A 13,212-nucleotide genomic window follows, 5' to 3' on the forward strand; every position below is an offset into this window, starting at 1 on the left:
TGGTCGCCGCCGAATGCCCTGACGTTGCTCACTCCCCCACTGTGGCACCCACCACTGACATCGCAATGCCGGTGGGCCAAGTGCCGGAACACTTGGGCCGCACCCTAGTTGGGGCCCCGGCCGTCGTCAGCCAGATGGTCCATCGCTCACTCGATGGAATGGCTTTGGGGAGAGGTGAATGACGCTGGGCAAGGATCAGGCCCCGGATTCCCGATGGATCGTCCAGGGGTGCCTGGGGTGTCCGTGGCCTGAGGTTCGTACCCGTTGGCACTGCTTCGCAAGCGGATGTCGCGAAACGGGCGGATGCGCGGGGAAGGACGTCCGGGGCGCGGAAGGTCAGGGTTGCGCGGGCGGGGCGACGACCTGCCGATCGCGCCCTGATGGGCAGCCGCCAGCCGGGGCGGGGCTGGTTTGCTCGTCGGCCGGACAGAGCGGATCTGGCCACCGTCCATCCGGTGGGTGATGGGGTGGTGCGTGGGTGGCGGGTGGGGTGGGTGGTGCGTGGGTAGCGCGTGAGTGCAAGGTGTGCCTGGCCGGTTCCGTGGCCGGTTCGCGGCCAGTTCCCGGCCGGTTCCGTGGCTGTCAGCCGGTCGGGAACGCCTCGGCTGCCGCCTTCGCCGCGATGTCCGAACGGTGCTGGGAACCTTCGAGGTTGATACGGGCGACGGCGGTGTACGCGCGGTCGCGGGCCTGAGTGAGGTCCTTGCCGGTGGCCGTGACGGAGAGGACGCGGCCGCCGGCGCTGATGACGTGGTCACCGGAGCGCTTGGTGCCGGCGTGCAGGACGTACGCGTGCGGGGCGTCCACGGTGGCGACCTCGTCGAGGCCGGTGATGGGATCACCGGTGCGCGGAGTGCCGGGGTAGTTGTGGGAGGCCACGACCACGGTGACGGCCGCGTCGTCACTCCAGCGGAGGGGTTCGAGGTCGGCGAGGGTGCCGTCGGCGGCGGCGAGCAGGACGGCGGCCAGCGGGGTCTTGAGGCGGGCGAGGACCACCTGGGTCTCCGGGTCGCCGAACCGCGCGTTGAACTCGATCACCCGTACACCTCGGCTGGTGATCGCCAGACCCGCGTAGAGCAGACCTGAGAACGGGGTGCCGCGGCGCCGCATCTCGTCGACCGTCGGTTGCAGCACGGTCTGCAGGACCTCGTCGACGAGCTTCGGGTCGGCCCACGGGAGCGGTGAGTACGCGCCCATGCCGCCGGTGTTGGGGCCTTCGTCGCCGTCCAGCGCGCGCTTGAAGTCCTGCGCGGGCTGGAGCGGGAGGACGGTCACACCGTCGGTGATCGCGAAGAGGGACACCTCGGGGCCGTCCAGGAACTCCTCGATGACGACCCGGCCGCAGGCGAGGGCGTGCTCACGTGCCTGAACGAGGTCCGCCGTCACGACGACACCCTTGCCGGCCGCCAGCCCGTCGTCCTTCACGACATACGGCGCGCCGAACGCGTCCAGGGCCTCGTCGATCTCCTCGGCGGTGGTGCAGACGTACGACCGGGCGGTGGGTACGCCCGCTCCGGCCATGACCTCCTTCGCAAAGGCCTTGGACCCCTCCAGTTGCGCGGCCTCCCCGGAGGGGCCGAACACCGGGATGCCCGCCTCGCGTACGGCGTCGGCGACACCCGCGACGAGCGGGGCCTCCGGCCCGACGACCACGAGGTCGGCCTCCAGCCGCGTCGCCAGCGCGGTCACGGCGGCGCCGTCCAGCGCGTCGACCGAGTGCAACTCGGCGATCTCCGCGATACCCGCGTTGCCTGGCGCGCAGTGCAGGGCGGTGACGGCGGGGTCGAGGGACAGCGAACGGCACAGCGCGTGCTCACGAGCACCGGTGCCAATGACGAGGACCTTCACGGGGCCAGCCTAGCCGGAGGGGGCGGCTGGCTTTGTGGGGGCTTCCGAGGAGTGGGATGGCGAGGGCTTGTCGGATCGTACGAAGTATGGCGGGACCGAGTACGAAGTAGGGCGGGACTGAAGGGAAGAGACGGGCCAAAGGGAGCGCGCGGTGTCGGCGGCGCGGCTGTGCAGTATCCGCAGGGCGGAGGCTGTGTGGAGGGTCGGCAGACACCGACCGTGAGAAGCGTCGGCAGACACCGACCATGAGAAGAGTCGGCGGCCGACAACTGCACACAGCCTCGGTCGGATCCAGCCGTCGGGCTAGCGGCCGAAGCCAGCCGTACGGCTTGTGGATGCCACCGGGGCACGGCCGTGGGACTTACGGCAGGGCCCCTGGTGGGCGCTCACTACTCGTTGACGATCTCCTCCACCACCGTCGCTCCCAGTTCGCGCACGATGAGTTCGTGGCCGGAGAGGGCGGACTCGTCGAGGTCGGGGTCGTCGTCCTCCGGGACGTCGTCCTCGGGGGAGACGGGCGGGGGCTCGGGAGCCGGGGGTGGTGCCGCGACAGGGGGGGTGGCCAGGGTCGCCCGATGGGGTGCGGACGGTCCCGGGGAACTCGGGCCGGGGGCCGGGGTCGAGGGCTGGGGTGCGGTGGGCCGGGATGTCGGGGCCGGGGAGCCGCCGTAGCCGCCACCCGCGCCACCACCGCCGTAGCCGCCGCCGTAACCACCGGGGGCTGGAGCCGGAGAGCCGTATCCGCCGGGGGCGCCCTGGGAAAGGGCCGAGCCGCCCGAGGTGTCGATGACGGCCTCGATCTTCCAGTGCACGTTGAACTGTTCGGCCAGCGCGGCCCTCAGGACGTCCTCGCTGCCGCTGCTCGCGAAGTTGTCCCGCGCGCCCGCGTTGACGAAGCCGATCTGCAGGGTGGTGCCGTCGAACCCGGCCACATGCGCGTTCTGGCTGAGCAGGATCCAGGTGAAACGGCGACGGTTCTTCACCGTCTCCAGGATGTTCGGCCAGAGCGTGCGGGGGTCGAGTCCGCCGGGGGCAGGGGTGTAGGCGGCCGGGGGCTGGGAGGCCGCAGGGGAGCCGGGCTGGGCATGGGCCGCGGGCGGACCCGAGGGGGCGGGCCCGGCGGACTGGGGTGGCGTGGTCGGGCCGGGCGCACCGCCACCGGCTGCTGCGGCCGTCGGCCATCCGCCGGGCCGACGCCCGCTGCCCGCTGCGGCAGCGGTGGGCCAGGATCCCGGTGCGGGAGCAGAGCCGGACGGGGGGCCACCTGCCTGAGGGTTGGCGCCCGGGTGGGCGCTTGCGGGAGGGACGGGCACGGTGGGAGGTGCGGTCCCGGCTGACGGGGGGGCCGCCGGAGCGCCCTGGGCGGCCGGCGTGGGCTGATGAGGGGCGGCCGGAGCTGTCCCGGGGCCCCCGCCTGGGCCTGCCTGGCCGCCGACGGCGCCTCCGGCCCCGTACGCCTCCGGTTCAGGACCGGCGCCGGGACCTTGCGGAGCACTGGCGCCCCGAACGGCAGCCCGAGCCGCCGCGGGGCCGCCACCCGGAGGAACGTGCTGGGCATGCGGAACTGGCTGGGCCTGCGGAACCTGCTGAGCCTGCGGAACTGGCTGGGCCTGCGGGGGCATGGCCATGGGCGCGGTCGCTCCCCTGTGCGCGTCGGGCGCGGGGACGTACCCCATGGCGGGCCCCGCGCCGGCGCCGGAGACGTTCACCCCTCGCTCCAGGCGGTCCAGGCGGGCCATGACGGAACGCTCGTCGCCGTAGGTCGCGGGGAGGAGTACGCGGGCGCAGATCAGTTCGAGCTGGAGGCGGGGGGAGTTGGCGCCGCGCATCTCGGTGAGGCCCTCGTTGACCAGGTCGGCGGCGCGGCTCAGCTCGGCGGCGCCGAAGATGCCGGCCTGGGCCTGCATCCGCTCCAGCACCTCGGCCGGCGCGTCGATGAGGCCCTTGTCCACGGCGTCGGGCACGGCGGCCAGGATCACCAGATCCCGCAGCCGCTCCAGCAGGTCGGCGACGAACCGCCGCGGATCGTTGCCGCCCTCGAGTACCCGGTCGACGACCTCGAAGGCGGCGGCCCCGTCCCCGGCGGCGAAGGCCTCGACGACGGAGTCGAGCAACGACCCGTCCGTATAGCCGAGCAGCGAGGTGGCCATGGCGTACGTCACACCCTCGTCCGCCGCACCGGCCAGCAGCTGGTCCATGACGGACATCGAGTCACGCACGGAACCGGCGCCGGCGCGCACGACCAGCGGCAGGACGCCCTCCTCGACGGGGATCTCCTCCTTGCCGCACACCTCGCCGAGGTACTCCCGCAGCGTGCCGGGCGGCACGAGCCGGAACGGATAGTGGTGCGTACGCGAGCGGATCGTCCCGATGACCTTCTCGGGCTCGGTGGTCGCGAAGATGAACTTGAGGTGCTCCGGTGGCTCCTCGACGACCTTCAGCAGCGCGTTGAATCCGGCCGACGTGACCATGTGGGCCTCGTCGATGATGTAGATCTTGTACCGGCTGCTCGCGGGCCCGAAGAAGGCCTTCTCCCGCAGCTCACGGGCGTCGTCCACACCACCATGAGAGGCCGCGTCGATCTCGATGACGTCGATCGACCCCGGTCCGTTCCGCGCGAGGTCCTGGCAGGACTGGCACGCGCCGCACGGCGTCGGTGTGGGGCCCTGCTCGCAGTTCAGACAACGCGCCAGAATGCGCGCGCTGGTCGTCTTCCCACACCCACGCGGGCCGCTGAACAGGTACGCGTGATTGACCCGGTTGTTCCGCAGCGCCTGCTGCAGCGGGTCGGTGACATGCTCCTGCCCGATGACCTCGGCGAACGACTCCGGGCGATAGCGGCGGTACAGCGCGAGAGACGACACACATACGAGGTTATAGGCGCCCACTGACAACACGGGCCGCCACAGGACAGAGAACGATCATCGAGCGATCGGTGGCCGGGCGGCCGGGCGGCTGGCGAGAGTGCTGGCTGCCGCAGAGACGCGAAGACCCCCCACGCACCCGCCAGAGCCAACCTACCCTTGCTGCCTTCCGGCCCTGGGGGAGTTCAGTCAGATAGCGCCGCGTGAGGGGCTGCCCCCAGCCTACCCGATCGCCAGCGCCCGCCGACCCACCTCCCCGCCTCCCCGCCCACCTTGATCATCCGTCCTCGAACGGGTTCGCAAGCACCCTCCACCGTCATGTAATGTTTCCGGCGGAGGATTCGCCTAGAGGCCTAGGGCGCACGCTTGGAAAGCGTGTTGGGGGCAACCCCTCACGAGTTCGAATCTCGTATCCTCCGCCAGTGCCTCACCGGGCACGATGTCGAAGGGCCCCACTGCTTGCAGCGGGGCCCTTCGACGTTGTCCGTCTCAGTTGGTTTTCGGGAGCTCCCACAGCGCGTCGCCGACTTGCTGCGCGACCTTGCGGAGCATGGTCCCCGTCACGTGCATGTACCGGGCGCGCATCCGAGCCGCTCCCCCAGGTTCCCAAACCCATGATCGAGTCGATCACGACGTCCGTTCCCGGGACGATGTCGCGGTCATAGCCCGATCATCCGGACCTTGCTGCGGCACAACCGGGTCATGTCATCGACATCCGACGTGAGGATGGCGACCGGGCCAGGCTGACGCAAGGCCGCTTCCGCGACGGTGGCGTCGATCGCGTACTTGTGTCCGTGCAGACCGGCGCCCTCGAGCAGTTGGGCCGCCGCCTTGGCCGCTGCCTCCGTGATCGGCTCCACCTTGACCCGGGAGAGCGCCCATTGCAGTCGGGGCGGGTTCACCCTGGCGTGGCTCACCTCCACGAGGGTGTTGGCGCTGACGACAAGGTCCCTCCCATTTCATGGAACACCTGGAACATCGCCAGAACCTTCCGGCCCTGAGCCACCCAGGCCGACAGCCCCTCGCTGTCCAGGACGACGGTCTCAATGTGCCCGCTCACGCGGCGCTCGCGCCGCCGGCGGCCGATGTCGTACCGAAGATGCGCGCCCGCGCCTCGGCCAGCTCTTCCTCACTGAAGGCCCCGTGCTCGTCTGTGTGGCTGCGCAGGTCGACCCCCAGGAGCTGGTGCCGGATCTGCCTGGCGACCGCTTCGGCGACGTAGCCGGAGATGTTGTCCGTGAGCTTCTTCAGCTCCGCCACCTGCTCGGCAGGGAGAGTCACCGTGATGCGCGTGGTGTCAGCCATCGTCGCGAGCAGACTGCGGTATGCGCGGTACGTGCCGTCTGTTCCCGCAGTCGGTCCGGTCAGCGGCAGTCGGGGTGACTGTCCGTTCGAGCAGGGGCTCAGCCGGCCAGTTGTACGACGCGCCGGTTCAGCGGGCCCAGTAGCGGTACGCCTCGATCCATTGCCAGCCCTCGGGGGCGGGTTCCGGCAGCGGCAGGTCCAGAATTCCGATGTCCTGTCGGACCGACCCGCGGGCGCAGCGTGCGACCACGCGTCCCTCCTCGGCCAGATCGACACCGACCACGCTCACCTCGACGCCGAGAACAGTCGTGGTGAACGGCATGGCAAGGCTCTCCTCGATCATCGTGAAGAAGCCGGTGAGCTGCTCATCCTCGCCGTAGGCGTCGACGGTGGCCTCTTCGATCAACGCCTCCAGCGCGGCTGGGGCCCAGGTGCTCATGGCCTCACCGTAGCGCTGCACCGTACGGTTGCGGACCGGTGCGTTCAGCAGCGGCGTATCCGTCGTGGCGCCGTCGCCGGCGGTCAAGCCAAGGGTCGCGGTTGCCAGCGTGTGACGTTGCCTGGTGGGGTTCGGTAGTGAGCGGCCCAGGGGAGGGCCCGGCAAGCGACAGGGCGGAAGAGAGTGGCACGAGTCGTCGTACGAGAGCCGAGTACGGGCGGGAGGAGCGCACCGCCGCTGGCCCGGCAGGAAACATCCGCCTTCGTGAGGGAACTGCTCGGCGCCGGCTGGGCGGCGGTGTTCCTGCCCGGTGAGCCCGCCCGCCTCGGGCGGCTGCTGCTGTGGAAGCCGACCGGGGCAGCGGCCGGAGACAGTGTGGCGCCCACCGGCCTTGAGACCGAGGTGGTGGAGCTGGTCCTGCCGCACGGCCGCTCGGTCAGGCGGCGCAGGGTCGAGGGTTATGCGCTGCCTGTCGCCGTCGCTGTCTCCGCCCTGGCCGATGCGGAACCGACGCATCCCTCCGGCGCCGCCTGGCAGGCCGCCACTCGCTTCGCGCTGCGGCTGCTCGCCGACGGCCGCCTCCACCCGGCCATCACCCCCGCCGGTTACGACACCTGGCAGGCGGGCCCTTTCACCGCCGCCCAGCGCCAGGCGCTGGACGCTCTGGCCGCCGCCTTCCCGCCACACGCCCACTGCCTGCCCGAGCCTGGCCCTGCGCCGGTACGGATCGCCGAACCGGCTGCGCTGGTACGCCAGTTCTGCGACGCGGTCGCCGATGATCTGGTCCGTACGCCGGCCGCGCCGCTCGCCATGGGAGCGCTGCCGTACGCCTGGCGCGAGGCCCGTGCCGTACCCGCCTTGCGTGAATGGGCCGAGGAAACCCAGGCGGCGCTCACCGCCGAGGTCAGTGTCTCCCTGCGCGTCGACGTACCCGGAGGACGCCGACGGCAGTTCCGGGCCGTCCTGCAACTGCACACCGCGGCGGACCCGGCGCTCGTCATCGAGGCCGCACGGCTGTGGAGCGAGCCGGCCGAAGTGGAGCGGCTGCTCGGCCCGCGCGCCGAAACCGAGACCCTGCTCGCCCTACGCCGCGGCGCCCGCGCCTGGCCCCCGCTGCGGAGGCTGCTCGACGATGCCGCTCCCGATCAGTTCCGGTTGACCGACGACGAAGCCTTCGAACTCCTTGGGGACGCCACGGACGCGCTGCGTGCGGCCGGTGTCGACGTGCACTGGCCGCGCGACTTGGTCAAGGCGCTCACCGCGACCGCGGAGATCGGGCAGCGCACCGCTCCCGGCTCCGCCGCGGGCGGGCTGCTGGACACCGAGGCCCTCCTCGACTTCCGCTGGCAGGTCTCCCTCGGCGGCGAGCCGCTCACCGAGGCGGAGATGGATGCCCTCGCGGAGTCGCGCCGTCCCCTCGTCCGGCTTCGCGACCAGTGGGTGCTCGCCGACCCGAAGCTGGTGGCCCGCGCCAAGCGCCGCCGGATGGAACCGCTCACCCCCATGGAGGCGTTGAGCGCCGCGCTGACCGGCGAGGCCGAGCGAAGCGAGATGGGGGTCCCCCCGGCCGGAGGCTGGGGGAGGGACGGTGACCGGGTCCCCTGTGTGGCGGTCGGTGCGCTCGGCGACCTGGTCGCTCGTATCCGCGACCCCGAGTCCCGCACCCCCGTGCCCCAGCCCGCCGCCCTCAAGGCCACGTTGCGCGAGTACCAGAAACGGGGCCTGGCCTGGCTGGCCGAGATGTGCGCACTCGGCCTCGGCGGCTGTCTCGCCGACGACATGGGCCTGGGCAAGACCATCACCTTGCTCGCGCTGCACCTGCACCGCCAGAGCGACCCCACCACCGCGGGCCCCACCCTTGTGGTCTGCCCGGCCTCCCTGCTCGGCAACTGGCAGCGCGAGGCCGCCAGATTCGCACCGCTCACGCCCGTACGCCGTTTCCACGGCGGCGACCGCCACCTCAAGGACCTGGCCGGCGACGAGATCGTCCTGGTCACCTACGGGGTGCTGCGCCGCGACCGCGAAGTGCTTGCCGGGACAACCTGGTCTCTGGTGGCCGCCGACGAGGCCCAGCACGTCAAGAACCCCTACGCCGTCACCGCCCGCGAACTGCGCGCCCTGCCCGCCCGCGCCCGCGTCGCTCTCACCGGCACCCCCGTGGAGAACAACCTCTCCGAGCTGTGGGCACTGCTCGACTGGACCACCCCCGGGCTCCTCGGCTCACTCACCGCCTTCCGTGACCGGCATGCCCGCGCCGTCGAGACGGGCGAGGATCCCGAGGCGGCCGAGCGCCTGTCCCGTCTCGTACGTCCCTTCCTGTTGCGCCGCAAGAAGTCCGACCCCGGCATCGCACCCGAACTGCCGCCCAAGACCGAGACCGACCACGTCGTCCCGCTGACGGCCGAGCAGACCAGCCTGTACGAGGCGGTGGTCCGCGAGACCATGGCGAAGATCGCGGAGTCGGAGGGCATCGCCCGACGCGGTCTGGTCCTCAAGCTGCTCACCGCGCTGAAGCAGATCTGCAACCACCCCGCCCAGTATTTGAAAGAGCCCTTGTATGTGAAAGAGCACAGCCTGCGCCGGTCCACTCCCCTGCGGGGCCGCTCCGGCAAGCTCGACCTGCTCGACGAACTTCTCGACACCATCACCGCCGAAGGCGAATCCGTGCTGGTCTTCACGCAGTACAAACAGATGGCGGCTCTGCTGGAGAAGCATCTCGCCGAACGCGGCGTCCCCACTCTCTTCCTGCACGGTGCCACCCCCGTCGCGCGGCGTGAGGAGATGGTGGACCGCTTCCAGCGCGGTGAAGTGCCGGTGTTCCTGCTGTCGTTGAAGGCGGCGGGCACCGGGCTGAACCTCACCCACGCCACTCACGTCGTGCACTACGACCGCTGGTGGAACCCGGCCGTAGAGGACCAGGCCACCGACCGCGCCTACCGCATCGGCCAGGACAAACCCGTCCAGGTGCACAAGCTCCTCGCGGAGGGAACCGTGGAGGACAAGGTGGCGAAGCTGCTCGAAGCCAAGCGCGCTCTCGCCGACGCCGTCGTCGGCTCCGGCGAGGCAGCCCTGACCGAACTGTCCGACGCCGACCTCGCCGAACTCGTCGCCCTGGGAAGGCAGTCATGAGCCCCGCTGTCCCCGGCCCGCGCCGTGCGCCCGCCCGCGGCAAGCGAGCCTTCGCCGCGACCTGGTGGGGTCAGGCATGGGTGGCCGCCCTGGAGGACTCCACCCTGGACGCCGGACGGCTCTCGCGTGGACGCACCTACGCCCGCAAGGGCATGGTCGGCCCGGTCACCGTCGCTCCGGGCAAGGTCAATGCCGCTGTCCAGGGCAGCCGCCCGCGCCCGTACCGCTCCTCGGTCCACCTGCCCGTCCTCACCGACCCTCAGTGGGACACGCTGCTCGACACGATCGCGGCCCGCGCCGGACATCTCGCAGCACTTCTCGACGACGAGATGCCCGCCGAACTCGTGGACGACGCCCGGCACGCAGGCGTCCCACTGCTCCCACTGCCCACCGAGCTCGATCCGGAGTGCTCCTGCCCCGACTGGGGATACCCCTGCAAGCACGCCGCCGCGCTCTGCTACGCCATCGCCGCCACCATCGACACCGACCCCTTCGTGCTCTTCACGCTGCGCGGCCGCGGACGCGAGGAGGTCTTCGCCCAACTGCGCGCACTCCGTACGGCAACGCAGGAGACCGCCGCCCCACCGGCACCGGCCGGTATCCCGGCCGCCGCCGCGTACGCCCGCTGGGCCGAGGAGCCCCCCGAACTGCCCGAACTCCCGGAACCCGCCGCCCACACCACAGCGCTGCCCGTCGCCCCGCCACCCGGCACCGGCCTGGCCGCCGCGGACCTGGAACGCCTCATGGCCGATGCCACCGCGCGCTCCGCCCGGCTCCTCGCGGGCGACACCGCCGACCTGTACCTGACCCAGCACCAGGACGCCGTCCGCATCGCCGCGAACAACCCCGGACTCGAGTGGTTCCACCACCTGATCCGGAACACCGGCACCACACCCACTGTCTTCGCACGCCTCACCCGCGCCTGGCGCCACGGCGGCCCCACGGGCATCACCGTCGCCGAACAGCCGTACGCCCCCGACCCGACAGTGATGAAGGCCACCCGCACCGCCCTGGACGCGGCCCTCGCCGAGATGGCCGACTCCCCCACACACCTCAGAACCTGGCGCAACCGCCTCACCCTCACCCACCACGGCATCCAACTGCGTCTGGGCCCCGACGCCCGCTGGTACCCCTACCTCCAGGACGACGCCGGCGAATGGTGGCCCGCGGCACCAGCCGACGGTGACCCGGTCACCGCGCTCACCGCGGCCTGGTCGCAGAACGGGGCGTAAGATTCGGTCATTTGGCGCGAATCTCTACGGCTCCAGCCGCACTCAACCGTCTGCTCGCGCATGTCCGGTCCGGTGTCCGAGGGCAGCACTACGATCGCCGGTTATGGACTGGCTGGAGCGCACCGCGAAGCTGAGACAGTGGACCAGAAGCGGGACTCGTGCTCCGCACAAGCCGCTGCTGTTTCTGTACGCCCTCGGCCGGTTCCAGCAGGGCGCCGACGACGAGCTGCGGTACAGCGCAGTGGAAGAGGACCTGAAGCGGCTGCTGTCCGAGTACGGGCCGCCGAACAAGACGACGCCTGCCTACCCGTTCCACCACCTGGTCAGTGACGGGGTGTGGGAGGTGCGTACCGATCGCGGACCGGGCAGCCCCGGAATCGGGGTGCGAGAGCTGCGGGCCGCGGGAGCGGCCGGGCGCCTGGCGCCCGAGCTTCGGACGGCGTTGCGGCGTGAGCCATCGCTGCTCGGCCGGATGGCGCGGGTACTGCTTGACCTGAACTTCCCGCTCTCGCTCCACGAGGAGCTGTGCGAAGCCGTTGGCCTGGAGCTGGAGCAGGCCGAGACCCCCGAGGTCTCGGCCGTGCTGAGACGCCGGGACCCACGCATGCGGGAGCTGGTGCTGACGGCCTACGAGTATCGGTGCGCCTTCTGCGGCTATGACGGCCGGATCGGCACGGTTCCGGTCGGACTGGAGGCTGCGCATGTGCGGTGGTGGGCGTTCGATGGCCCCGACGACATCGACAACGGACTGTGTCTCTGCTCGCTGCACCACAAGCTCTTCGACAAGGGTGTCCTCGGTATCGGAGACGGCCACCGCATCCTGGTCTCACAACGGTTCGTCGGCCACAGCCCTGCCGCCCATGAACACGTCATAGCACTCGCGGGTCGTCCGCTCGTCGGTCCTCAGCCGGGCATCCGCTCCATCGCGCCGGCCCATCGGGCCTGGCACGCGAGCCAGGTGTTCCACGGCAGCCCACGCCCCGCCACTGCCGCCTGACCGTCGATCCCCTCTCCGGCCTGGCCCGGGACACGAGGCGCCACGCGTCGACCCGCGTGCGCAGGCCGTACCCCAGCCTGTCGCAGCGACAGCACGGTAAGGGATTCGACACCAGGAGTATGGTGACTTGTATGGCGACCAAGAAAGTGACGGTGACCATCCCTGAGGATCTCCTTGACGAGATCCGCGCGGAGGCAGCCGAGCGGGGCCTGTCGGCGTACGTCGCCGAGGCACTGCGCTTCAAGCGAGACCGGGACCGGCTGCGGGAGCTCGTGGACTGGCTGCAGGAGGAACACGGTCCCGTCACCGATGACGAACACGCGGAAGCGCTGGAGGCGCTGGAGGACCTCGACACCGAGCACGCGCGCCGCCACGCCACCGCCAAGCGCAACGCCGGAGAGGCCGCGTGAAGAAACGGGCCGGTGAGCACGGACAGCCGCGGCTGCGCGTCTTCGTGCTCGACTGCGAGGCCCTGTCCCTCGCCGTGCGCGGCGACCGGAAGATGATCGCCTGGCTGGACCTCGCGGCGCGGGGCGAGGCCGAGGTGGTGACATCTCCGATGACGCTGGTCGAGGCGTACGACGGCAGAACCACCGAGCAGCGCTGGGACTGGGTCCTCTCGCGCCTCAAAGTCGCCGAATTCGGGAAGGACGAGGCACGTCAGGCCCGTCGGCTCCTGGCCGACGCGAAGCTGCACGGACACAAGTACGCCATCGACGCAGTGCTGGCCGTCATCGCCCGACAGCAGAAGGGGCAGGTCACCGTCTTCGCCTCGGACGTGGACGATCTGGAGCGTCTGGTCCCGGAGTCGATCGTCGTCAGGAAGGTATGACCCGCGGCTGACGGTCGACGAGGTCAGCCGACGTCGCCGCGGCGCGCTCTCGGGCTCGCATCGGCCGCCCTGGCGGCGCGCATCGGCCGCCCTGGCGGCGCACGATCCCGCATCGCGGCCGCGCACAGCATGCAGCGTGTCCTCACCACGAGGACCGATGCCGTGTCCCCTCCGGAGCCGAGGTCGGCCGGCGAACTGGCGGACCGACTTCAACGCCCGGGGCGGTGGCACAGGTGCTGCCCCGGCTCTCGCTCCCGCACCTGCAGGTGGCGGAGGCGCTCACTGCGTGGACGGTGCCGGGGCGTGCCCACCCGAGGACTGCGGCGGCGCCCCCGGCTACAGCGATCTCAAAGTGATCCTCGCCGACCCGGCGCATGAGGAACACCACGCCTTGCTGGTGTGGCTCGGCCTTCGGTCCGCCACGGAATTCGCCCCTGACCGTTTCACGCCGGACGAGGCCAACATGCGGCTGCTGCACCTCGCAGCACCGTGAAAGACGAGCCGCCGGCCACGCAGCCTTTCACGGCCCTGGGTGCTACCGACTGGTCCATCGGCCCCGCCGTGCT

The 13,212-nt window shown here is 71.2% G+C and carries 10 protein-coding genes, 1 tRNA gene, 1 other RNA gene and 2 pseudogenes; 7 read left to right on the forward strand and 7 right to left on the reverse strand.

Translation table 11 applies throughout. From position 1 onward, the window contains the following. Positions 1-582: 582 nt before the first annotated feature. From purD to ffs, 3 genes are all read right to left on the reverse strand, one after another. On the reverse strand, positions 583-1,848 hold the full coding sequence (gene purD, locus ACFY9I_RS08160; RefSeq protein ID WP_390998251.1) for a phosphoribosylamine--glycine ligase: 1,266 nt from the start codon (positions 1,846-1,848) through the stop codon (positions 583-585). 389 nt (positions 1,849-2,237) lie between these two features. Continuing rightward, a complete protein-coding gene (locus ACFY9I_RS08165) occupies positions 2,238-4,712 on the reverse strand; it encodes a DNA polymerase III subunit gamma and tau (RefSeq protein ID WP_390998253.1) in 2,475 nt (824 codons plus the stop codon). 119 nt (positions 4,713-4,831) lie between these two features. Further along, positions 4,832-4,928, reverse strand: an RNA gene (gene ffs / locus ACFY9I_RS08170) — signal recognition particle sRNA small type. Between the two features lie 118 nt (positions 4,929-5,046). Here ffs and ACFY9I_RS08175 point away from each other — a divergent pair. Beyond that, a tRNA-Ser gene (locus ACFY9I_RS08175) sits at positions 5,047-5,134 on the forward strand. A gap of 67 nt (positions 5,135-5,201) precedes the next feature. Here the strand turns inward: ACFY9I_RS08175 and ACFY9I_RS08180 are convergent. The 4 genes and pseudogenes from ACFY9I_RS08180 to ACFY9I_RS08195 all read right to left on the reverse strand — a co-directional run. After that, positions 5,202-5,349: pseudogene (locus tag ACFY9I_RS08180) on the reverse strand (site-specific integrase); the annotation flags it as partial. A 22-nt stretch (positions 5,350-5,371) separates the two neighbouring features. Then, a pseudogene (locus tag ACFY9I_RS08185) lies at positions 5,372-5,772 on the reverse strand (DNA-binding protein). Then, entirely contained in the window at positions 5,769-6,017 is a 249-nt protein-coding gene (locus ACFY9I_RS08190) for a hypothetical protein (protein ID WP_390998256.1), read from the reverse strand. Before ACFY9I_RS08190 ends, ACFY9I_RS08185 begins: the two are co-directional and overlap by 4 nt. Positions 6,018-6,144: 127 nt before the next feature. Beyond that, on the reverse strand, positions 6,145-6,456 hold the full coding sequence (locus ACFY9I_RS08195) for a calcium-binding protein (RefSeq protein ID WP_390998258.1): 312 nt from the start codon (positions 6,454-6,456) through the stop codon (positions 6,145-6,147). Between the two features lie 264 nt (positions 6,457-6,720). Here ACFY9I_RS08195 and ACFY9I_RS08200 point away from each other — a divergent pair, with 264 nt between their 5' ends. The 6 genes from ACFY9I_RS08200 (at position 6,721) to ACFY9I_RS08225 (ending at position 13,139) form a co-directional block, all read left to right on the forward strand. After that, positions 6,721-9,585, forward strand: coding sequence for an SNF2-related protein (locus ACFY9I_RS08200; RefSeq protein WP_390998261.1), 2,865 nt, complete (start codon positions 6,721-6,723; stop codon positions 9,583-9,585). Continuing rightward, positions 9,582-10,817 carry an SWIM zinc finger family protein gene (locus ACFY9I_RS08205; RefSeq protein WP_390998264.1) on the forward strand — a complete coding sequence of 412 codons (1,236 nt, stop codon included), beginning with the start codon at positions 9,582-9,584 and terminating at the stop codon, positions 10,815-10,817. Before ACFY9I_RS08200 ends, ACFY9I_RS08205 begins: the two co-directional genes overlap by 4 nt. Before the next feature lie 103 nt (positions 10,818-10,920). Beyond that, positions 10,921-11,814, forward strand: a complete 894-nt coding sequence (locus ACFY9I_RS08210; protein WP_390998266.1) for a phosphorothioated DNA-binding restriction endonuclease — start codon at positions 10,921-10,923, stop codon at positions 11,812-11,814. A gap of 131 nt (positions 11,815-11,945) precedes the next feature. Next, a complete protein-coding gene (locus tag ACFY9I_RS08215; protein ID WP_390998269.1) occupies positions 11,946-12,224 on the forward strand; it encodes a CopG family transcriptional regulator in 279 nt (92 codons plus the stop codon). Next, positions 12,221-12,646 (forward strand): hypothetical protein, encoded by a 426-nt coding sequence (locus ACFY9I_RS08220; RefSeq protein WP_390998271.1) that lies wholly within the window; start codon positions 12,221-12,223, stop codon positions 12,644-12,646. The genes ACFY9I_RS08215 and ACFY9I_RS08220 overlap by 4 nt, the downstream gene beginning before the upstream one ends. Positions 12,647-12,932: 286 nt before the next feature. After that, on the forward strand, positions 12,933-13,139 hold the full coding sequence (locus ACFY9I_RS08225; protein WP_390998273.1) for a hypothetical protein: 207 nt from the start codon (positions 12,933-12,935) through the stop codon (positions 13,137-13,139). Positions 13,140-13,212: the final 73 nt, after the last annotated feature.

The sequence above is a fragment of the Streptomyces sp. NPDC012510 genome, assembly GCF_042955065.1.
GTDB lineage: Bacteria > Actinomycetota > Actinomycetes > Streptomycetales > Streptomycetaceae > Streptomyces.

Excerpts from the sequence above, each read along its gene's own strand:
- ACFY9I_RS08190 (WP_390998256.1), bottom strand. The coding sequence starts at position 6,017 with ATGGCTGACACCACGCGCATCACGGTGACTCTCCCTGCCGAGCAGGTG.
- ACFY9I_RS08195 (WP_390998258.1), bottom strand. The coding sequence starts at position 6,456 with ATGAGCACCTGGGCCCCAGCCGCGCTGGAGGCGTTGATCGAAGAGGCC.
- ACFY9I_RS08205 (WP_390998264.1), top strand. The coding sequence starts at position 9,582 with ATGAGCCCCGCTGTCCCCGGCCCGCGCCGTGCGCCCGCCCGCGGCAAG.
- ACFY9I_RS08210 (WP_390998266.1), top strand. The coding sequence starts at position 10,921 with ATGGACTGGCTGGAGCGCACCGCGAAGCTGAGACAGTGGACCAGAAGC.
- ACFY9I_RS08215 (WP_390998269.1), top strand. The coding sequence starts at position 11,946 with ATGGCGACCAAGAAAGTGACGGTGACCATCCCTGAGGATCTCCTTGAC.